The sequence below is a fragment of the Streptomyces sp. NPDC107559 genome, from assembly GCF_055657365.1.
Window position 1 is genome coordinate 448,227 of sequence record NZ_JBVKBD010000005.1, and the last position, 18,289, is coordinate 466,515.

Genomic DNA, 18,289 nt, shown 5'->3' on the forward strand with positions numbered 1-18,289 from the left:
AGCCATGGCCATGGACGCCATCTCCGTCATCCGTACCAAGCGGGACCGCGGCGAGCTCGGCGACGAGCAGATCGACTGGGTCATCGACGCGTACACGCGCGGCGAGGTCGCCGACTACCAGATGGCCGCCCTCAACATGGCGATCCTGCTCAACGGCATGAACCGCCGTGAGATCGCCCGCTGGACCGCGGCGATGATCGCCTCCGGCGAGCGCATGGAGTTCTCCTCCCTCTCCCGGCCGACCGCCGACAAGCACTCCACCGGCGGCGTCGGCGACAAGATCACCCTGCCGCTGGCCCCGCTGGTGGCGGCCTGCGGCGCGGCCGTGCCCCAGCTCTCCGGCCGCGGCCTCGGCCACACCGGCGGCACCCTCGACAAGCTGGAGTCGATCCCCGGCTGGCGGGCGCTGCTCTCCAACGAGGAGATGCTGCACGTCCTGGACACCACCGGCGCGGTGATCTGCGCGGCGGGCGACGGCCTCGCGCCCGCCGACAAGAAGCTCTACGCCCTGCGCGACGTCACCGGCACGGTCGAGGCGATCCCGCTGATCGCCTCCTCGATCATGTCGAAGAAGATCGCCGAGGGCACCGGCTCCCTGGTCCTGGACGTGAAGGTCGGCACCGGCGCCTTCATGAAGACCATCGAGGACGCCCGGGAACTGGCCTCCACCATGGTGGGCCTGGGCACCGACCACGGAGTGAAGACGGTCGCGCTGCTCACCGACATGTCGACCCCGCTCGGCCTGACCGCGGGCAACGCGCTGGAGGTCCGCGAGTCGGTGGAGGTCCTGGCGGGCGGCGGCCCGGCGGACGTCGTCGAGCTCACCCTCGCGCTGGCCCGCGAGATGCTCGACGCGGCGGGCGTGAAGGACGCCGACCCGGCGAAGGCCCTGGCCGACGGCTCGGCGATGGACGTCTGGCGCCGCATGATCGCGGCCCAGGGCGGCGACCCGGACGCCCCGCTGCCCACCTCGAAGGAGCAGCACGTCGTCACGGCCGCCGCCTCGGGCGTGCTGACCCGCCTCGACGCCTACGACATCGGTGTCGCCGCCTGGCGCCTGGGCGCCGGACGCGCCCGCAAGGAGGACCCGGTGCAGGCGGGCGCGGGCGTCGAGCTGCACGCCAAGCCCGGCGACACGGTCACCGCGGGCCAGCCCCTGCTGACCCTGCACACGGACACTCCCGAGCGCTTCGAGTACGCGCTGGAGGCGGTCGAGGGCTCGTACGACGTCGCCCCGGCCGACACGCCATTCACGGCGACGCCGGTCGTGCTGGAGCGCATCGCCTGACCAGGTGATCTCCCTTTCGGGTGAACGGGACCGGTGGACCCTCGCCGGTCCCGTTCGGCATGCTGGACTCGGTGACGCATCGATAGGAGATCGCCATGAGCCCACTCACCGTCGACCACTCGACGGCCGACGGCCGTGAATGGGACGACCTCGTCCGGATCTGGCAGGAGACGGACGCGCCCGAGGGCTGCAAGGTGGAGATCATCGAGGGGATCGTCACCGTGGCACCACCGCCGTCCAACTCCCACAACGACATTGCCGACCTTGTGCAGCGCAGCCTGTACGAGGTGATTCCCAAGACGTGGGGCATCTACCAGACGCTGGGCGCGGCAGTGCCCTCACGCGGTGGGCTCTACATCCCCGACATTGCGGTGGCACCGAAGGAAGTGCTCCGCGCGCATGCGGGCAACTACGTTCCGGCGGTCGCAGCCGAACTCATCGTGGAGATCACCTCGAAGTCGAACGCGAGTAGTGATCGGATCAAGAAGGCTGCGGGGTATGCGCAGGCGGGAGTCCCGTTGTACCTCCTCATCGACAGTTGGGCTCCAGGAGGCCCGACGATCACGTTGTACGGGGAGCCGCAGGGTGCGGTTTACCGTGTCCTGCGCGCCGGCAAGTTCGGCGCCACGATCTCGTTGCCGGAGCCCTTCGACCTTGAACTCGATACCACCGAGTTCCCCGTCGCCTGAATCCCGTCACCCCAGCAGCGCCGCCACGGCCACCAGGACCGGCACCGACAGCATCGTCGACAGCAGGATCGAGTCCCGGGCCAGGCGCTCGCCCACGCCGTAGCTGGAGGCGTAGGTGTAGAGGTTCTGGGCGGCCGGGAGGGCCGAGGTCACCACCACGTCGAGCAGTCGCGCTCCGTGCAGACCGAAGACGCCCGAGGCCAGCGCCCAGGCCGCGGCCGGCTGACCCACCGACTTCAGCGCGACCGACAGCAGCACCGGGAACCGGTCGGGACCCCGGCCCGGCAGGGTGCTGCCGCACAGCGAGATGCCGAAGGCGAGCAGGACCGCGGGCACCGACATGTTGCCGATCAGGGTGAGCGGGTCCATCACCGGGCCGGGGATGCTCAGCCCGGTCGCCGAGACGGTGACCCCGGCGAGCGAGCCGACCGCGATCGGATTGCGCAGCGGGGTGAGCAGCCGTTGCCACAGCGGGCCCTTGGCGCCCCCGCCCGACAGGTCCAGGATCGTCAGCGCGACGGGCGTGACACCGATCAGCTGGAACAGCAGCACCGGTGCCACCAGTGAGGCGTCGCCCAGCACGTACACGGCGATGGGGATGCCCAGGTTGCCGGAGTTGACGTAGCTGGAGCACAGCGCGCCGATCGTCGTCGTGCCGACGCCCCAGCGGCGTACGACGCCCACCGCGACGAAGACACCGGCCACCGCGGCCGTGCTCAGCGCCGTGACCAGGAGCCTGCTGGAGAAGATCACCGACAGGTCGGCGCGGGCGAGCATGGTGAACAGCAGGGCCGGGGACGCCACGTGGAAGGCCAGCTTGGTCAGCACCTCGCGGCCGTGCTCCCCGAGATGACCGCCCCGCCCCAGGACGTAGCCGACGCAGATGACGATCGCGATGACCGCGAAACCGCTCAGCACCCCCTGCACGGGACCCCCTCGACGGACCCTGCCACGGACGACGGCCGGGCGGGCGACGAGGGCGAGAGAGGGGAGTGGGGAACGGGTGGTGCGGGCTGCGTGGACGGTGTGGGCCGAGACGATATGTGGGGCATACAGCGAACTCTCCGGTGGCGGCCTCCACAAGGTCAATGTGATCCGTACGGCGAGGCACGGCCGGGCGCGGTACGACGCGATGAGTTACGGCCCGCCGCCCGGTCTACCGCACGTGGACGCCATGACACCCGCTGTACTCGTGCCGGCCGGCCCCGTCACCCGGGAGGGCGTGGCGGGGCTGTGCGAGGACGTACGGGCGGCTGTGCGGGCCTGTCCGACCCGGGTCGCCGTGGTCGACGTCGGCGGGCTGGATGCACCCGGTCTTGGCGCGGTGGACCTGCTGGCGCGGCTGGAACTGGCCGCCCGGCGGGCCGGGGGCCGCATCAGGCTGCGTGCCCCCGATCCGGAGCTACGCGCCCTCCTGGACCTGGTCGGTCTCCGGTTCGAGGTGGAGGGGAAGGCCGAACAGCGGGAACCACCGCTTCGTGTCGAGGAAGAAGTGGAACCCGGTGAGCCGGCCGTCTGAGATCTCCAGGACCTGGATCGACCAGGGCGTGAACCCGCCGGCCTCGGGGTCCGGCTTGTAGTGGGCGAAGCCCGGCAGGCCGTTCACCTCGACCGGCAGCAGCCGTGAACCCGCGCAGGACGCGCCGAGGGTCGTCATGAAGCCCGTGATGTCGTCGTGCCCGGTCAGCCACAGGTCGAACGGCGGCATCGTCATGATGGCGTCCTCGTGCAGCAGGGCGGTCAGCGCCGTCATGTCGTACCCCTCGAAGGCCGCCACATAGCGCTCCAGGAGTTTCTGCTGCTCCTCGTCCAGCGGGTCGGAGACGGCCGCGTCCGCGCCTGACTGCTCGCGCTCGGCGAGCGTCGCGCGGGCCCTTTGCAACGCGCTGTTGACCGAGGCGACCGTGGTGTCGAGCAGTTCGGCGACCTCGTTCGCCCGCCAGGCCAGCACCTCGCGCAGGATCAGCACCGCCCGCTGCTTCGGCGGGAGGTTCTGCAGGGCCGCCATGAAGGCGAGCCGCACCGACTCCTTCGCCACCGCCGCCTCCGCCGGGTCCTGGACCGCAGGCAGCACCCGGGCGTCCGGCATCGGCTCCAGCCAGGTGTGGTCCGGGCGGGGCGAGAGCGCCGCCCGGGCCAGCGGCGTCGACTGCGTCAGGTCCATGGGGCGGGCGCGCTTGTTGCCCGCGGCCAGCATGTCCAGGCAGACGTTGGTCGCGATGCGGTACAGCCAGGAGCGGAGGCTGGAGCGGCCCTCGAACTTCGCGTAGCTGCGCCAGGCGCGGACCATCGTGTCCTGCACCGCGTCCTCGGCCTCGAAGGCGGAGCCCAGCATGCGGTAGCAGTAGCCCGTCAGCTCGGTGCGGTGCTTCTCCAGCCGGACGTCGAGGTTCTCTGCCGTAGCCGTGCCGTCACTCATGGTCCACCCACCCCTGTGGCCGTTCTGTCGCGCGCCTGCGCGCCCCAGCACTCCGGAAGCTATCGCACCCCACTGACAAAGGTCCCTGGACCGGACAAAAGCCCTGGTCAGGCCAGCCGTGCCCGAAGGGCGGAGGCGCGGGCCGCCCGGGTGCCGAGGAGCGTGATCGTCACGACGCCGAGCACGGCCAGGACGCCGACGCCGACGGTCGCGGCCCAGCCGCCCGCGTGGTAGGCCGCGGCGCCGGCCATGCTGCCCGCGCTGGAGCCGACGTAGTAGGCGGACTGGTAGAGGGCCGAGGCCTGGGCGCGGCCGGTGGTGGCCGTGCTGCTGACCGCCGAGGACGCCACCGCGTGACCGGCGAAGAAGCCCGTCGTGATCAGCACCAGGCCCGCCAGGACCAGCGGGAGCGTGCCGGCCAGGGTCAGCAGCAGACCCGCCGCCGTGGTGCCCGCGGCCAGGTACAGGGCGCCGCGCCGGCCCAGGCGGCCGACCAGACGGCCCGCCGTCGACGCCGACACCGTGCCGACCAGGTAGACCAGGAAGATCGAGCCGACGATGCCCTGCGGGAGCGAGAAGGGGGCCTCGGTCAGGCGGTAGCCGATGACCGTGTACACACCGCCGAAGACCGTCATGAACAGCGCGCCGATCGCGTACAGGCGGCGCAGCAGCGGGTTGGCCAGGTGGTCGCGGACCGTGCCCAGCAGCAGACGCGGGCGCAGCGAGCCCGGCGTGAAGTGCCGCGGGGCGGGCAGCAGCAGCCGGAAGGCCACCGCGCAGCCCACCGCGAGGACGCCGACCGCGCCGACCGCGACCCGCCAGCCCCACTCCTGCGCGACCCAGCCGGTGATCACCCGGCCGCTCATCCCGCCGACGCTGTTGCCCGCGACGAACAGACCGATCGCGGTGACCAGGGCCCGGGGGCGCACCTCCTCCGCCAGGTACGCCGTCGCCGACGCCGGGAGTCCGGCCAGTGCCGCGCCCTGGAGTCCGCGCAGCACCACCAGCCAGCCCAGCGAGGGGGCGAAGGGGACCAGGATCCCGACCGTCACCGCGACCGTGAGCGAGGCCGTCATCACCGTACGGCGGCCGAACCGCTCGGACAGGGCGCTCATCGGCAGCACGAACAGCGCGAGCCCGCCGGTGGCCGCGGCCACCGTCCAGCTCGCCTGGCTCGCCGTGGCGGCGAACTCGCCGGAGATCAGCGGCAGCAGGGCCTGGGTGCAGTACAGGAGAGCGAAGGTGGCGACGCCCGCGAGGAAGAGCGCGAGGCTCATCCGGCGGTAGCCGGGGCTGCCGGGAGCCATGCGCGAGTCGGGGACGGAGACGGGTGCGACGGCGGCCACGGTGGTGGACGCCCCGGTACTGGCGGGAGACATACCTCGAACCTAGGCACCCCTTTTTCATCCGTCCAATGCACGGAATCGCCATAATCGTTCCCATGGTGCATGAGCAGAGGTCACAGGGGCGACTGTCACCGAGCAGTGACACAAAAGACAGGGGAGACAGGGACGCCATCGTCGCGTTGCTCGCCCCGCGCCTGGTCCATTTCGCCGGCGTGGCCCGCACCGAGCACGTCACCCGCGCCGCCCAGGAGATGCAGGTACCGCAGTCCACCCTGTCCCGGGCCATGGTCCGGCTCGAACAGGACCTGGGGGTGGAACTGTTCGCCCGCCGCGGCCGTACGGTCTCCCTCACCCCCGCCGGACGCACCTTCCTCGCCTCCGTGGAACGCGCCCTGGCCGAGGTCGAGCGCGCCGCCGACGAGGTCCGCGCGGATGCCGACCCCGCCACCGGCAAGGTCGCCTTCGGCTTTCTGCACACCATGGGCGCGGAGACGGTGCCGGGACTGCTGCACGCCTTCCGCGCCGATCACCCCCGGGTCCGCTTCAGCCTCGTCCAGAACTACGGCGAGGCGATGCTGGAGAAGCTGCGCGCGGGCGAACTGGACCTGTGTCTGACCTCGCCCGTGCCGGACGCGCCCGACCTGGTGGCCCTTCGCCTCGACGAACAGAAGCTGCGCCTGGTCGTGCCCGCCGACCACCGGCTGGCGTCCCGTCGCCGGATCCGCCTCGCCGAGGCCGCCGAGGACACCTTCGTCACGCTCGAACCCGGCTACGGCCTGCGCCGCATCACCGACGACCTCTGTCAGGAGGCCGGGTTCAAGCCCCGGGTCGCGTTCGAGGGGGAGGAGGCGGAGACGCTGCGGGGTCTGGTCGCGGCGGGTCTGGGGGTCGCGCTGCTGCCGCCGCCCGCCGTCGCGCGCCCGGGGGTGGTGGAGCTGACGGTGACCGCCCCACGCGCGGTCCGCGAGATCGGCGTGGCCTGGCTGGACGGCCATCCGGACACCGCGCCGGTGGCCGCCTTCAAGAAGTTCCTGCTCTCCCGGCGCGGCAACCTGCTCCCCACCTGATCGCATCCCATGCCCGGCGGCCGACGCCCGGCGGCCGCCTCCCGTCGCAGGGCCGGCCCGGGTGCGGCGGTGCCGTCTCAGCGGCGCAGCGACCTGCCGAACCCGGCGGCCAGCGGCATCCGCAGCCCCAGCGGGGGCGGGGCCGCCAGGGCGTCCTCGACCGGCCGGGAGAACGTCCGCCCGAAGAGTGTCCCCATGACGAAGTCCTCCGCCAGCGCGTGCACTTCCTCCCGGTACTGGTGCAACCCGTGCCCGTCCGCGTGCACTTCGAACCGGCACACGTCCCGGTTCGCCTTCTTGGCCCGCGCCGCCAGCCGGAAGGAGAGCTCGGGGTCGGTGCGTTCGTCGTTCGTGCCGTGCACGATCATCACCCGGCGCCCGACGAGCTGTTTCACCGGTTCGGGTGTCGCTGCGGCGTCCTCCTCGGGCAGCCAAGGGGCGATGGCCAGCACGGAGTTGACGGCCTCGTGGCCGCCCGCGTGCAGCGCGGCCCGGCCCCCCATGTCGACGCCGACGAGGCAGACGGAGACGTCCCCGTAGCGCCGTACGGCCTCGTCCGCGGCCCAGGCGGCGTCGCGCGCCAGATGCGCCTCGCTCCCGTTCCAGCCGCGCCAGCGGTAGTGGACGACGTGCGCGGCCAGGCCCTCGTCCCGGCCCGCGCGGGCCAGGCGGCGCCCCAACGCCCTTACGGAGGCGGCCGCGAGCATGGGTGAGGGTCTTCGTGAGGAGGTCTCCTCGCCGCCGGGCAGCAGCAGCACCACCCCGCTCACCGAAGTCGTCTCCTGACCGAGTGAACGCCCCAGCCGGGGCGTGCGGACCGGTGTCGCTTGCTGTGCCATGACAGAACAGTGTCAGAAGGCGCGGTGTACGCCACCGGTCCGTGCGGTCACCGTTGCGTATCGGCGCGGGTGAGCCGCCGTTGATCTACGCGCGTAGGAGTTAAGGTGCGGAAATGACGAGCCAGACTGACCGGATCGGCACCACCCCGAGCTCGGACCAGATCCGCCGGGCGCCCAAGGTTCTGCTGCACGACCACCTCGACGGCGGTCTGCGTCCCGGGACCGTCATCGACCTCGCCCGTGCCGCGGGCTGGTCCCAACTCCCCGAGACCGACCCCGAAAAGCTGGGCATCTGGTTCCGGGAGGCCGCCGACTCCGGTTCCCTGGAGCGGTATCTGGAGACCTTCTCGCACACCGTGGGCGTCATGCAGAGCCGTGAGGCGCTGGTCAGGGTCGCCGCCGAGTGCGCCGAGGACCTGGCCGAGGACGGCGTCGTCTACGCCGAGGTGCGCTACGCCCCCGAGCAGCACCTCGAAGGCGGACTGACCCTCGAACAGGTCGTGGAGGCCGTCAACGAGGGCTTCCGGCAAGGGGAGCGGACCGCCCGGGCCAAGGGCCACCGCATCCGGGTCGGCGCCCTGCTCACCGCCATGCGGCACGCGGCCCGTTCCCTGGAGATCGCCGAACTCGCCAACCGCTACCGTGACCTGGGCGTGGTCGGGTTCGACATCGCGGGTGCCGAGGCCGGCTTCCCGCCCACCCGGCACCTCGACGCCTTCGAGTACCTCAAACGCGAGAACAATCACTTCACCATCCACGCCGGTGAGGCTTTCGGACTGCCCTCCATCTGGCAGGCCCTCCAGTGGTGCGGCGCCGACCGGCTGGGGCACGGGGTGCGCATCATCGACGACATCGAGGTCAAGGACGACGGGAGCGTCAGGCTCGGGCGCCTCGCCTCCTATGTGCGGGACAAGCGCATCCCGCTGGAGCTGTGCCCCAGTTCCAACCTCCAGACCGGGGCGGCGGCCTCGTACGCGGAGCATCCGATCGGGCTGCTGCGCCGGCTGCACTTCCGGGCGACGGTCAACACGGACAACCGGCTGATGTCCCACACGAGCATGAGCCGGGAGTTCGAGCACCTGGTCGAGGCCTTCGGCTACACGCTCGACGACCTCCAGTGGTTCTCCGTCAATGCGATGAAATCAGCGTTCATTCCTTTCGATGAACGACTGGCGATGATCAATGACGTCGTCAAGCCCGGATACGCGGAACTGAAGTCCGAATGGCTGTTCCAGCAGACGGCCTCCACCAGCGATTCTGTGGCCACGGAGGCCTGAGGCAGGGGCGCCGGGGAGAACGGAATGCGGACGGTCTTTCATCGACCGTCCGCATTTCGGTGTTTGCGGCCGGTGGCGGAGCGTGATTACGGTCGTGGACCGCTCACATCGTTGTCCACCCCATTTCGAGGACGCACACACCATGAAGCAGTCTGCTGCCAAGACCCTCGGCGTCGCCGCCCTCGGTGCCGCCTTCGCCGCAGTCGGCGCGGGCGCCGCGAACGCCGCTCCGGCCCTTCCGGACGCCTCCCAGGCCCTGGACACCGTGACGAGGACGCTGCCGACGGAGAACGTGGGCAAGACGCTGCCGGGGGCCGGTGAGGCGCTGACCCAGGCGAAGCCTGCCCTCCAGGCGGGCCTGTCCGCGGCCCAGCCGGCCGTCACGCGGGTGCTCGCCCAGGGCCCGACCGCGCCGGTCGCCGGTCTGCTCGGCGGACTGCCCCTGCAGGGCCTGCCCACCCACGGCCTGCCGGTGAACGGCATTCCGCTCGGCTGAGACCGGCGCACACACGGAACGGGGCGCACCCGGTGGATCCGGGTGCGCCCGACGACGTCCGTGGACGAGTTCCTGCCCGCGCGGCGCCCGGCCGGGCGCACCGGGTCACCAGGCGGTGCGCGCCTTGTCCTCGGCCGGCAGCAGGATCCACAGCGCGAGGTAGAGCAGGAACTGCGGCCCCGGCAGCAGACACGAGACCAGGAAGATCACCCGCATCGTCGTCGCGGAGGTGCCGAAGCGCCGTGCCAGCGCTGCGCACACTCCGCCGAGCACGCGACCGTGGGTGGGGCGGGCAAGGGCGGTCATGTCGGCTCCTTCGTGAGCGTCGGTCCGAGGCTGCCGGACGGCTGCCTCGACTGCCTTCGACGCTACGGGGACGAACTGGAGCGAACGTCGCTCCACGGTGCGATCCCGACCCTGGGAATCGTCGGGGTCCGACCCTGAGCCGCGTCCTGCCTGCGGACGTCCGCCCGCTGCCGGCGCTCCGTCCTGCGGCGGAGCCAGGAGCGTGCCGCGGGTACGACCGCCGCGTGCGCGAGAGCCACGCCCACGGTGTTCAGGATCAGCGAGTCGACGTCCACGACCCGGCCGGGCACACCGGTCTGGAGCAGTTCGATGCCCAGCGACAACAGGGCCGCGGCGGCGACCGTGCGCAGCAGGGACGCCAGCGGGGACACGGCGAGCCGGCCGTGCGCGAGCGGCAGCAGGACCCCGAGCGGGGCGAGCAGAGCCAGTCCCTCGCCGATCCGCCGGGCCGCCACCTGCGGGCCCAGCGACAGGTCGGTGCGGATACCGGCGAACGGCCGCAGATTGGCGGGCATCACCCAGGGGACGTCGAGCGGGCGCAGCGTGAACCAGGCGACGAACGCGAGGTGTGCGGCAAGGAGGACGCCCCCTGCCACCCGTATGCGGAACGCGGCGTTGCCGCCGACCGAGCCTTGACGCTGCACGCCCCCCAAGACGCGTCCCCCGGCACGATCGGTTCCGGGACACCGTCCACCACCCGGAAGAGGGCTGGGCCGATCCGGCATCGCTGCTCTCCTGCGGCTTGATCCGCCGGACGGACCCTAGCCGCCGGTCACCTCGGACGACGGCGGCTCCTTGAGGCCCGGCCGGGCGCGGACCTCGTCCGTGCACGCGTAGCGGCGCAGCGGCTCACCGTCGCGGATCGGTCCGCCGAGGATCACCGAGCCGTCGCCCTCGGCCGCCGCCGAGTCGGAGAACGTGCAGACCAGCTGGGCGAGGGCGTAGGAGGTGAGGTCCCCGGGCGGGGTGCTCAGCCGCAGGGCGTCGTCCGGGTCCTTCGGGGTGGGACCGTGCACCGACATCCCGCCGCGCACGTCCGTGGTGTACCCGGCCGCCTTCTCGGCGGACGACGGCGTCTGGGCGAGCTGGTCCACCAGCCCCTGCGCGACCAGCACCCGGCGCTCGGAGTCCGCCGTGCCCTCCGGGACCTTCACCGAGCGGTCGACGGCCACCAGCGACGACCCGCACAGCAGGAACACCTGGACCGGGACGCCGGGCGAGGACTGTGTCGCGACGTCCGGCTCGGACAGCGCGCAGCGCACCCGGGAGGGCGCGGGGCCGAAGTCGGTCGGCACCTCCGTGGACCGGATCCCGCACCCGGCGAGCGCCAAGGCCAGGGCGGGCAGCGCCAGCAGCCGGCCCACGGCCCGTACGGTCGGGCGTACGGTCATGAGGCGTCCCCCTTCGGGCCCGTGCCGTCCTTCTCGGCCTCCGGCGCCGGCTCGTACGTGTCCCGCGGCAGCCGCAGCGTGAACACCGCTCCGCCCTCCGGGGAGTTGGCGGCGGTGATCCGGCCGCCGTGGATGTGCGCGTTCTCCAGGGCGATGGACAGCCCCAGTCCGCTGCCCTCGGAACGCGGCCGGGAGGCACTGGCCTTGTAGAACCGGTCGAAGACATGCGGCAGGACGTCCTCGGGGATGCCGGGGCCGTGGTCGCGCACGCTGATCACGAGCTCGCCGCCGGCCGTGGCGCCGTCGCCGCCCGCGGGCACGCCCGGCTCGTCCGCGCCGCCGGTCCCCTCCGCGCTCCCGCTCCCGCCGGTCGCCCGCACCGACACCCGCACCGGGGAGCCGCCGTGCTTGAGCGCGTTGCCGATGAGGTTGGCCAGGATCACGTCCAGCCGGCGCGGGTCGATACGGGCGTGGATGCCGCGCTCGGCGTCCAGTTCCACCGCGTCCAGCCAGGCACGGGCGTCGATGCAGGAGGTGATCTGGTCGGCGATGTCGACGTCGTCGAGGACCAGCCGGGCGGTGCCCGCGTCGAAGCGGGTGACCTCCATCAGGTTCTCGACGAGATCGTTCAGGCGCCGGGTCTCGCTCACGACGAGCCGCACGGCCGGCTCGATCATCGGGTCGACGCTTCCGGTCTCCGCGTCGAGCTCCTCCTCCAGCACCTCGGTGATGGTGGTGATGGCGGTCAGCGGCGTCCGCAGTTCGTGGGACATGTCGGCGACGAACCGGCGGGACGCCTCGTCGCGGGCGGCCATGTCGGCGACACGTTTCTCCAGCGCCTGCGCGGTGCTGTTGAACGTCCGGGACAGGTCCGCGAGTTCGTCGGTGCCCGACACCCGCAGCCGGGTGTCCAGACGGCCCTCGCCGAGCCGACGCGCGGCGACCCCGAGCCGGTGCACCGGCTTCAGCACGGTCGTGGCGGCGGCCTGGGCGAGCAGCGCGGCGCCGATCAGCGCGAGACCGGTGGCGATACCCAGCGACCAGGCCAGCGAGTTGAGGTCCTTGGCCTCCGGCTCCAGCGACTTCAGCATGTAGCCGGTCGGGCCGCCGCCGATCACCCGTGTGCCGGCGACGAGATACGGCGTGCCGTCGTCGACGATCCGCTGCCAGTACAGGTGGTACGGCGACGAGTTGGCGGCCGTGATGTCCTGCTCCCGGTTCACGGCGGTGCGCAGCGAGAGCGGCACGTCGCGCAGCGCGAGACCGCTCAGGCCGCCCGAATTGCCGTAGACGGCCGTGCCGTTCGCGTCCTCGCTGACCAGCAGCACACTGAAGCGCTGGCTGCTGTTGGCCATCTGCCGGGCGGTGTACTGGAGTTCGTCCTGGGTCGGGTACTCCGGCAGCGACCCCGCGCGGTTCTGCATCTCCTGCTGGAAGTCGCGCAGCACCGCGTCCTGGGTGCGGGTCAGCACCGCCTCGCGGTTCAGCCAGTAGGCGATCCCGGACGCGGACACGGCGGCGGTCAGCGCCACCAGCCCGAACACCACGACGAGCCGCAGCCGCAGACTGGTGAAGCGCAGCCGGGACCAGGCCCCCTTGCGTGCCGCGACCCAGCCGCGGAAACCCCTTTGCGCGTCGGTCATTACTGGGGCGCGTCCAGGCGGTATCCGACACCACGGACGGTACGGATCAGGGTCGGGGACGACGGCACGTCCTCGACCTTCGCGCGCAGCCGCTGCACACAGGCGTCCACGAGCCGCGAGTCGCCGAGGTAGTCGTGTTCCCAGACCAGCCGCAGCAGCTGCTGCCGGGACAGCGCCTGGCCCGGCCGGCGGCTCAGTTCGAGCAGCAACCGCAGCTCGGTCGGCGTGAGTTGGAGGTCCTCGCCGTTCTTCGTGACGGTCATCGCGGCCCGGTCGATGACGAGCGAGCCGTAGGTCGCCGCGTCGTTCGCCTCGCGCTCGCCGCGCCGCAGCACGGCCCGGATCCGGGCGTCGAGCACCCGGCCCTGGACCGGCTTGACGACATAGTCGTCGGCGCCGGACTCCAGGCCGACCACCACGTCGATGTCGTCGCTGCGCGCGGTCAGCAGGATGATCGGCAGCTGGTCGGTGCGCCGGATGCGACGGCACACCTCGAACCCGTCGATGCCGGGCAGCATCACGTCCAGCACGATCAGGTCCGGCCGCTGCTCGCGCAGCAGCTTCAGACCGTCCTCACCGCTGGCAGCGGTCGCCACCCGATGTCCCTGGCGCGTCAGTGAGAGCTCCAGGGCCGTCCGGATGGCGTCGTCGTCCTCGATCAGCAACAGGGAAGGCACGGGCTCATTCTGGCCCATGTCGGGGTGGCGTTTCGACACTTGGAGCGCTCCCATGCATCTACCGCAAATGATCAATGTGGTATGTACGTCTGGGTAGCCGTACCGCGATTCTCTGTGACGGCGCTGTGCGGCCCCTGCGGACGACCCCTGTGACAGGTCTGTGACAGTCGGCGGACACGTCCATGAAGTGGCCCCGGCAAGCTTTTCGGCAACGGCAAGGAAGTACGTCGAACCGAGCCGAACACCGGAAGTCCACGACGGGGGGCGCGAGATGAACACGCTGCACAGCGTCAGCACCAGCGCAGTGATCACGCGTCTGCACGACGTGACCCGGGGTTCCGAGAAGTCCGGTGCTGTGAGCGGGCGGGGGTGCGCTCGCGGTACCGGGCGTCAGCACACCACATTCATGTCGGTGGTTGACGCGAGCACGGGGGAATCCGCGGCGGCCGCCGCCGCGGTCGGGGGAGCCACGTACGGGGAGGACACGGGGGAGCGTCGTTCGCTGTCGGAGGCGGAGTTCACCGCCTACGTCCAGGAGCGCCGCGCCTCCCTGTACGCCACCGCCTACCACCTGACCGGTGACCGCTTCGAGGCCGAGGACCTGCTCCAGAGCGCGCTGTTCTCGACCTACCGGGCCTGGGAGCGGATCAGTGACAAGGCCGCGGTCGGCGGATACCTCCGCCGCACCATGACCAACCTGCACATCAGCGCGTGGCGCCGCCGCAAGCTGAACGAGTACCCGACCGAGGAGCTGCCGGAGACGCCCGGCGACACGGACGCGATGCGCGGCACCGAGCTGCGCGCGGTCCTGTGGCAGGCGCTCGCCCGGCTGCCCGAACTCCAGCGGACGATGCTGGTCCTGCGCTACTACGAGGGCCGCACCGACCCGGAGATCGCGGAGATCCTCGACATCAGTGTCGGCACGGTGAAGTCCAGCATCTGGCGGTCGCTCCGCCGGCTGCGCGAGGACGAGGTCCTCAGCTTCGGCCGTGACGAGGAGAACGCCTTCGGGGAGCTTGTCGCCTGAGGGTCACGGGGGAGAGCGGTACCGGAAGCCCGCATCGGGGGGTGCGGGAAACGGTACGGGGGGACAACGGGGGAAAGTACGGGGGGTAACGGGAAAAGCGGGGGAAGTACGGGGGAGCTCTGCCGCACACGCAACGGGGGACGCGGGAGAGCGCGAAAAGGGAGCGGGACTGGAGGGCCGGGGGGTCCGTCCAGTCCCGCTTCCGCGTTCTCGTGCGGCCGGTTCAGGCCGCCGCGGGGGTCTGCGTCTGCCGGCCCACCGCCGCGGCCGCCAGCCTGGTCAGCGCCTCGTCCCGGTCGCAGGCGTACGCGCCCAGGGAGGTCTGACGGGCGACGATCGACCGCTCCGAGCGCATCAGCCGCCAGCCGCGGCGCAGCAGGAACGGCACCGACTTGCGGCCCTCCTCGAGGTCGCGCAGGAAGCGGCGGCGGAACGTGGTGAGCGGACCGCGGGTCAGGCACAGGGCGTCCGCCAGGACACCCAGCTCCCGGCAGCGCTCGACGATCTCGGCCGCGAAGATGCCCTCCGCGATGAACAGCGGGGTCCGGCCGATGTGCAGCGTCTCCTCGCCGGTGCGGGCGCTCAGCGAGATGTCGTACACCGGCACGCCCGTCGACCCGGTGGCGCACAGCCGGGCGATGGCCTCGACCGCGATCTCCGCGTCCCACGACTCGGGGTGGTCCCAGTCGATGTCGGAACTGCCCGCCACCAACGGCAGCGTCGGGTCGTTGGCTTCTTTGTAGAAGTCGTCGAGGCGCAGCACCGGCAGTCCGGAGCGGGCCGCGACGAGGGACTTGCCCGAGCCCGAAGGACCGCACAGCAGTACGACACGGGTGGATGACGGGTGATGGATGCTCACGGAACACCAGTTTGCGGCATGGTGACGCCGCTGCCGACCCCGCGGGTCGGCTTTGAAGCACGCATCACATCTCAACTACCCTACGTAACGTCATGATTACCGTACGCAGCGAGAAGGTGGCAGCAGTGATGGCCCGACACGACTCCCCCCAGAACCCGACCGGCCGGCGCGTCCTGGTCGCGCTCGCGACCGCGGGGGTGGCTCTCGGCGCGGGTGCGGGGGCGGCCGCCGCGGACTCCGGACCGGTGCTCGGCGCGCCGCGCACGCACCCCGGATCGGTCGGCCCGGTCGACCCGCAGGCGGGCCTGAACGGGCTTCTCGGCTCGGTGCGGTACGTCACCGGCCCGCTGTCCGACCTCAAGCCCAACCCGCTCGCCGGCACCGGTGTGGACCCGCTCGACAACGGCGTCGGCACCCGGCTCGCGGACTTCAAGCCGCTGTCCTCGAAGGCGCTCACCGGGCCCGTCGCGCAGGCCCGGTCGATCGGCGGCATTCCGGTCGTCGGTCAGGTGACGGGGCTGCTCGGAGGCTGACCCCGGCCCGGCTGCCGACCCCGGCGCGCACACAGCCGCGCCCGCCCCGGACGGAGGGCGGGCGCGGCTGTGTGCGTGCTGCGTGCGCTCGGGTCAGTAGGCGGACCCGGACGCGCCCAGCGAGCCCGTCGGATGCCAGACCGTCTTGGTCTCCAGGAAGGCCGTCATGCGCTCGGTGCCGGGCGTCGCGGAATAATCCACAGGCTGTGGACGAAGGACGCGCTTCAGGTTGTCCGCCGCCGCGATCTCCAGCTCCTTCGCCAGCACGTCGTCCGCGCCCGCGAGGTCGATGGCGTTGACGTCCTGGTGCGCCGCGAGGGACGGCGCGATCTCCGCCGCACGGCCCGAGAGGATGTTGACCACGCCGCCGGGGAGGTCGGAGGTGGCCAGCACCTCGCCCAGCGACAGCGCCGGGAGCGGGGACTTCTCGGAGGTGATCACGACGGCCGTGTTGCCGGTCGCGACGACCGGGGCGACCACCGAGACCAGGCCCAGGAAGGACGACTCCTGGGGTGCCAGGACGGCCACCACGCCCGTCGGCTCGGGCGAGGAGAGGTTGAAGAACGGCCCCGCCACCGGGTTGCCGCCGCCGACCACCTGGGCGATCTTGTCGGTCCAGCCCGCGTACCAGACCCAGCGGTCGATCGCCGCGTCGACGACCGCGGACGCCTTCGCCTTGGACAGGCCCTCCGCCTCGGCGACCTCGCGCACGAACTGCTCGCGGCGGCCCTCCAGCATCTCCGCGATGCGGTAGAGGATCTGGCCGCGGTTGTACGCCGTCGCGCCCGCCCAGCCGCCGAACGCCTTGCGGGCGGCGACGACCGCGTCACGGGCGTCCTTGCGGGACGACTGCGGGGCGTTGGCCAGCCAGTTGCCCTTGGAGTCGCTCACCTCGTACACCCGGCCGCTCTCGGAACGCGGGAACTTCCCGCCGACGTACAGCTTGTAGGTCTTGAAGACGCTCAGCCGCTGCTGCTCGGTCTTCTCGGTCTTCTCAGACATCGAGGTACGCCTCCAGGCCGTGACGACCGCCCTCGCGGCCGAAGCCCGACTCCTTGTAGCCGCCGAAAGGCGAGGTCGGGTCGAACTTGTTGAACGTGTTGGACCAGACGACACCGGCGCGCAGCTTGTTCGCGACCGCGAGGATCCGCGAGCCCTTCTCCGTCCAGATGCCGGCGGAGAGGCCGTACGGCGTGTTGTTGGCCTTGGCCACGGCCTCGTCGGGGGTGCGGAAGCTGAGGACCGACAGCACCGGGCCGAAGATCTCGTCGCGGGCGATGGTGTGCGCCTGGGTGACGTTCGTGAAGAGCGTCGGCGCGAACCAGTAGCCGGCGGCGGGCAGTTCGCAGGCGGGCGACCAGCGCTCCGCGCCCTGCGCCTCGCCCTGCTCGACGAGCGAGGTGATACGGGCCAGCTGCTCGGCGGAGTTGATCGCTCCGATGTCCGTGTTCTTGTCCAGCGGGTCGCCCAGGCGCAGCGTCGACAGCCGGCGCTTGAGGGAGTCCAGCAGCTCGTCCTGGATCGACTCCTGGACCAGCAGCCGGCTGCCCGCGCAGCAGACCTGGCCCTGGTTGAAGAAGATGCCGTTGACGATGCCCTCGACGGCCTGGTCGATCGGGGCGTCGTCGAAGACGATGTTGGCGCCCTTGCCGCCCAGTTCGAGGGTGAGCTTCTTGCGGCTGCCGGCGACCGTGCGGGCGATCTCCTTGCCCACGGCGGTCGAGCCGGTGAAGGCGACCTTGTTCACGTCCGGGTGCGCGACCAGCGCGGCGCCCGCGTCGCCGTACCCCGGAAGGATGTTGACGACACCCTTGGGCAGGCCCGCCTGACGGCAGATGTCCGCGAAGAACAGGGCGGACAGCGGGGTGGTCTCGGCGGGCTTGAGGACGACCGTGTTGCCGGTCGCCAGCGCCGGGGCGATCTTCCACGCCAGCATCAGCAGCGGGAAGTTCCACGGGATGACCTGGCCCGCGACACCGAGCGGACGCGGGTTCGCGCCGAACCCGGCGTGGTCCAGCTTGTCGGCCCAGCCCGCGTAGTAGAAGAAGTGCGCGGCGACCAGCGGGAGGTCGGCGTCGCGGGTCTCCTTGATGGGCTTTCCGTTGTCCAGCGTCTCCAGGACCGCCAGCTCGCGGCTGCGCTCCTGGATGATGCGGGCGATCCGGAACAGGTACTTGGCGCGCTCGGCGCCGGGCAGCGCCGACCACTTGGCGAAGGCCTTGCGGGCGGCGGCGACCGCGCGGTCGACGTCCTCCGCGCCGGCCCGCGCCACCTCGGAGAGGACCTCCTCGGTGGACGGGCTGACCGTCTTGAAGACCTTGCCGTCGGCCGCCTCGGTGAACTCGCCGTCGATGAACAGGCCGTACGAGGGGGCGATGTCGACGACCGAGCGGGACTCGGGGGCCGGTGCGTACTCGAATGCGGATGCCATG

Annotated in this window: 20 protein-coding genes; 8 read left to right on the top strand and 12 right to left on the bottom strand. The window is 71.6% G+C overall.

The genetic code is table 11. From position 1 onward, the window contains the following. Window positions 1-4 precede the first annotated feature (4 nt). A complete protein-coding gene (locus ACZ7OY_RS19135) occupies window positions 5-1,288 on the top strand; it encodes a thymidine phosphorylase (RefSeq protein ID WP_471912409.1) in 1,284 nt (427 codons plus the stop codon). Between the two features lie 95 nt (window positions 1,289-1,383). Beyond that, complete coding sequence (locus ACZ7OY_RS19140; protein WP_471912410.1) at window positions 1,384-1,977, top strand: Uma2 family endonuclease; 594 nt, start codon at window positions 1,384-1,386, stop codon at window positions 1,975-1,977. A 6-nt stretch (window positions 1,978-1,983) separates the two neighbouring features. On the opposite strand, the gene ACZ7OY_RS19145 is transcribed toward ACZ7OY_RS19140, so the two are convergent. Then, window positions 1,984-2,904: an AEC family transporter gene (locus ACZ7OY_RS19145; protein ID WP_471912411.1), complete on the bottom strand. Its 921-nt coding sequence runs from the start codon at window positions 2,902-2,904 to the stop codon at window positions 1,984-1,986. 205 nt (window positions 2,905-3,109) lie between these two features. On the opposite strand from ACZ7OY_RS19145, the gene ACZ7OY_RS19150 reads away from it, so the two are divergent. Further along, window positions 3,110-3,496, top strand: coding sequence for an STAS domain-containing protein (locus tag ACZ7OY_RS19150; RefSeq protein ID WP_471912457.1), 387 nt, complete (start codon window positions 3,110-3,112; stop codon window positions 3,494-3,496). Here the strand turns inward: ACZ7OY_RS19150 and ACZ7OY_RS19155 are convergent. Both ACZ7OY_RS19155 and ACZ7OY_RS19160 read right to left on the bottom strand, forming a co-directional pair. Continuing rightward, entirely contained in the window at window positions 3,380-4,396 is a 1,017-nt protein-coding gene (locus tag ACZ7OY_RS19155; protein WP_471912412.1) for a sigma-70 family RNA polymerase sigma factor, read from the bottom strand. The genes ACZ7OY_RS19150 and ACZ7OY_RS19155 overlap by 117 nt on opposite strands. Window positions 4,397-4,503: 107 nt before the next feature. Beyond that, window positions 4,504-5,775: an MFS transporter gene (locus ACZ7OY_RS19160; protein ID WP_384732676.1), complete on the bottom strand. Its 1,272-nt coding sequence runs from the start codon at window positions 5,773-5,775 to the stop codon at window positions 4,504-4,506. Window positions 5,776-5,837: 62 nt separating this feature from the next. Here ACZ7OY_RS19160 and ACZ7OY_RS19165 point away from each other — a divergent pair, with 62 nt between their 5' ends. Next, the gene (locus tag ACZ7OY_RS19165) at window positions 5,838-6,809 is read left to right on the top strand and encodes a LysR family transcriptional regulator (protein WP_471912413.1); all 972 of its coding nucleotides are present in this window, start codon (window positions 5,838-5,840) and stop codon (window positions 6,807-6,809) included. A 77-nt stretch (window positions 6,810-6,886) separates the two neighbouring features. On the opposite strand, the gene ACZ7OY_RS19170 is transcribed toward ACZ7OY_RS19165, so the two are convergent. Continuing rightward, window positions 6,887-7,648, bottom strand: coding sequence for a prolyl oligopeptidase family serine peptidase (locus ACZ7OY_RS19170; protein WP_471912414.1), 762 nt, complete (start codon window positions 7,646-7,648; stop codon window positions 6,887-6,889). A gap of 113 nt (window positions 7,649-7,761) precedes the next feature. Here ACZ7OY_RS19170 and ACZ7OY_RS19175 point away from each other — a divergent pair, with 113 nt between their 5' ends. Both ACZ7OY_RS19175 and ACZ7OY_RS19180 read left to right on the top strand, forming a co-directional pair. Further along, window positions 7,762-8,925, top strand: a complete 1,164-nt coding sequence (locus tag ACZ7OY_RS19175; protein ID WP_471912415.1) for an adenosine deaminase — start codon at window positions 7,762-7,764, stop codon at window positions 8,923-8,925. Between the two features lie 142 nt (window positions 8,926-9,067). After that, window positions 9,068-9,421: an ATP-binding protein gene (locus ACZ7OY_RS19180; RefSeq protein ID WP_385529486.1), complete on the top strand. Its 354-nt coding sequence runs from the start codon at window positions 9,068-9,070 to the stop codon at window positions 9,419-9,421. A gap of 105 nt (window positions 9,422-9,526) precedes the next feature. Here ACZ7OY_RS19180 and ACZ7OY_RS19185 read toward each other — a convergent pair whose 3' ends face one another. From ACZ7OY_RS19185 to afsQ1, 5 genes are all read right to left on the bottom strand, one after another. After that, window positions 9,527-9,727, bottom strand: a complete 201-nt coding sequence (locus tag ACZ7OY_RS19185; protein WP_152895507.1) for a PspC domain-containing protein — start codon at window positions 9,725-9,727, stop codon at window positions 9,527-9,529. A 62-nt stretch (window positions 9,728-9,789) separates the two neighbouring features. Further along, window positions 9,790-10,371 carry a VanZ family protein gene (locus ACZ7OY_RS19190; RefSeq protein WP_471912416.1) on the bottom strand — a complete coding sequence of 194 codons (582 nt, stop codon included), beginning with the start codon at window positions 10,369-10,371 and terminating at the stop codon, window positions 9,790-9,792. 117 nt (window positions 10,372-10,488) lie between these two features. Beyond that, entirely contained in the window at window positions 10,489-11,118 is a 630-nt protein-coding gene (locus tag ACZ7OY_RS19195) for a hypothetical protein (RefSeq protein ID WP_471912417.1), read from the bottom strand. Then, entirely contained in the window at window positions 11,115-12,761 is a 1,647-nt protein-coding gene (locus tag ACZ7OY_RS19200; protein WP_471912418.1) for an ATP-binding protein, read from the bottom strand. The genes ACZ7OY_RS19195 and ACZ7OY_RS19200 overlap by 4 nt, the downstream gene beginning before the upstream one ends. Then, on the bottom strand, window positions 12,761-13,438 hold the full coding sequence (afsQ1, locus tag ACZ7OY_RS19205; RefSeq protein WP_338017866.1) for a two-component system response regulator AfsQ1: 678 nt from the start codon (window positions 13,436-13,438) through the stop codon (window positions 12,761-12,763). The genes ACZ7OY_RS19200 and afsQ1 overlap by 1 nt, the downstream gene beginning before the upstream one ends. Before the next feature lie 271 nt (window positions 13,439-13,709). On the opposite strand from afsQ1, the gene ACZ7OY_RS19210 reads away from it, so the two are divergent. Beyond that, window positions 13,710-14,465, top strand: a complete 756-nt coding sequence (locus ACZ7OY_RS19210) for a SigE family RNA polymerase sigma factor (protein ID WP_471912419.1) — start codon at window positions 13,710-13,712, stop codon at window positions 14,463-14,465. 223 nt (window positions 14,466-14,688) lie between these two features. Here the strand turns inward: ACZ7OY_RS19210 and ACZ7OY_RS19215 are convergent, their stop codons facing one another. Then, window positions 14,689-15,324, bottom strand: coding sequence for a uridine kinase family protein (locus ACZ7OY_RS19215; RefSeq protein ID WP_471912420.1), 636 nt, complete (start codon window positions 15,322-15,324; stop codon window positions 14,689-14,691). A 128-nt stretch (window positions 15,325-15,452) separates the two neighbouring features. Between ACZ7OY_RS19215 and ACZ7OY_RS19220 the strand changes: the two genes are divergently transcribed. After that, a complete protein-coding gene (locus ACZ7OY_RS19220; RefSeq protein WP_471912458.1) occupies window positions 15,453-15,857 on the top strand; it encodes a hypothetical protein in 405 nt (134 codons plus the stop codon). 93 nt (window positions 15,858-15,950) lie between these two features. Here ACZ7OY_RS19220 and ACZ7OY_RS19225 read toward each other — a convergent pair whose 3' ends face one another. Next, window positions 15,951-16,859, bottom strand: coding sequence for an aldehyde dehydrogenase family protein (locus ACZ7OY_RS19225; RefSeq protein WP_471912421.1), 909 nt, complete (start codon window positions 16,857-16,859; stop codon window positions 15,951-15,953). After that, entirely contained in the window at window positions 16,852-18,288 is a 1,437-nt protein-coding gene (locus ACZ7OY_RS19230) for an aldehyde dehydrogenase family protein (protein ID WP_471912422.1), read from the bottom strand. Before ACZ7OY_RS19230 ends, ACZ7OY_RS19225 begins: the two co-directional genes overlap by 8 nt. Window position 18,289: the final 1 nt, after the last annotated feature.

What these genes read in the sequence shown, in the direction of transcription:
- ACZ7OY_RS19230 (WP_471912422.1), bottom strand. Translation starts at nt 18,288, where the DNA reads ATGGCATCCGCATTCGAGTACGCACCGGCCCCCGAGTCCCGCTCGGTC.
- ACZ7OY_RS19200 (WP_471912418.1), bottom strand. Translation starts at nt 12,761, where the DNA reads ATGACCGACGCGCAAAGGGGTTTCCGCGGCTGGGTCGCGGCACGCAAG.
- ACZ7OY_RS19195 (WP_471912417.1), bottom strand. Translation starts at nt 11,118, where the DNA reads ATGACCGTACGCCCGACCGTACGGGCCGTGGGCCGGCTGCTGGCGCTG.
- ACZ7OY_RS19160 (WP_384732676.1), bottom strand. Translation starts at nt 5,775, where the DNA reads ATGTCTCCCGCCAGTACCGGGGCGTCCACCACCGTGGCCGCCGTCGCA.
- ACZ7OY_RS19225 (WP_471912421.1), bottom strand. Translation starts at nt 16,859, where the DNA reads ATGTCTGAGAAGACCGAGAAGACCGAGCAGCAGCGGCTGAGCGTCTTC.
- ACZ7OY_RS19210 (WP_471912419.1), top strand. Translation starts at nt 13,710, where the DNA reads ATGAACACGCTGCACAGCGTCAGCACCAGCGCAGTGATCACGCGTCTG.
- ACZ7OY_RS19185 (WP_152895507.1), bottom strand. Translation starts at nt 9,727, where the DNA reads ATGACCGCCCTTGCCCGCCCCACCCACGGTCGCGTGCTCGGCGGAGTG.
- ACZ7OY_RS19170 (WP_471912414.1), bottom strand. Translation starts at nt 7,648, where the DNA reads ATGGCACAGCAAGCGACACCGGTCCGCACGCCCCGGCTGGGGCGTTCA.
- ACZ7OY_RS19180 (WP_385529486.1), top strand. Translation starts at nt 9,068, where the DNA reads ATGAAGCAGTCTGCTGCCAAGACCCTCGGCGTCGCCGCCCTCGGTGCC.
- ACZ7OY_RS19165 (WP_471912413.1), top strand. Translation starts at nt 5,838, where the DNA reads ATGGTGCATGAGCAGAGGTCACAGGGGCGACTGTCACCGAGCAGTGAC.
- ACZ7OY_RS19220 (WP_471912458.1), top strand. Translation starts at nt 15,453, where the DNA reads ATGGCCCGACACGACTCCCCCCAGAACCCGACCGGCCGGCGCGTCCTG.
- ACZ7OY_RS19155 (WP_471912412.1), bottom strand. Translation starts at nt 4,396, where the DNA reads ATGAGTGACGGCACGGCTACGGCAGAGAACCTCGACGTCCGGCTGGAG.
- ACZ7OY_RS19135 (WP_471912409.1), top strand. Translation starts at nt 5, where the DNA reads ATGGCCATGGACGCCATCTCCGTCATCCGTACCAAGCGGGACCGCGGC.
- ACZ7OY_RS19140 (WP_471912410.1), top strand. Translation starts at nt 1,384, where the DNA reads ATGAGCCCACTCACCGTCGACCACTCGACGGCCGACGGCCGTGAATGG.
- ACZ7OY_RS19150 (WP_471912457.1), top strand. Translation starts at nt 3,110, where the DNA reads ATGAGTTACGGCCCGCCGCCCGGTCTACCGCACGTGGACGCCATGACA.
- ACZ7OY_RS19175 (WP_471912415.1), top strand. Translation starts at nt 7,762, where the DNA reads ATGACGAGCCAGACTGACCGGATCGGCACCACCCCGAGCTCGGACCAG.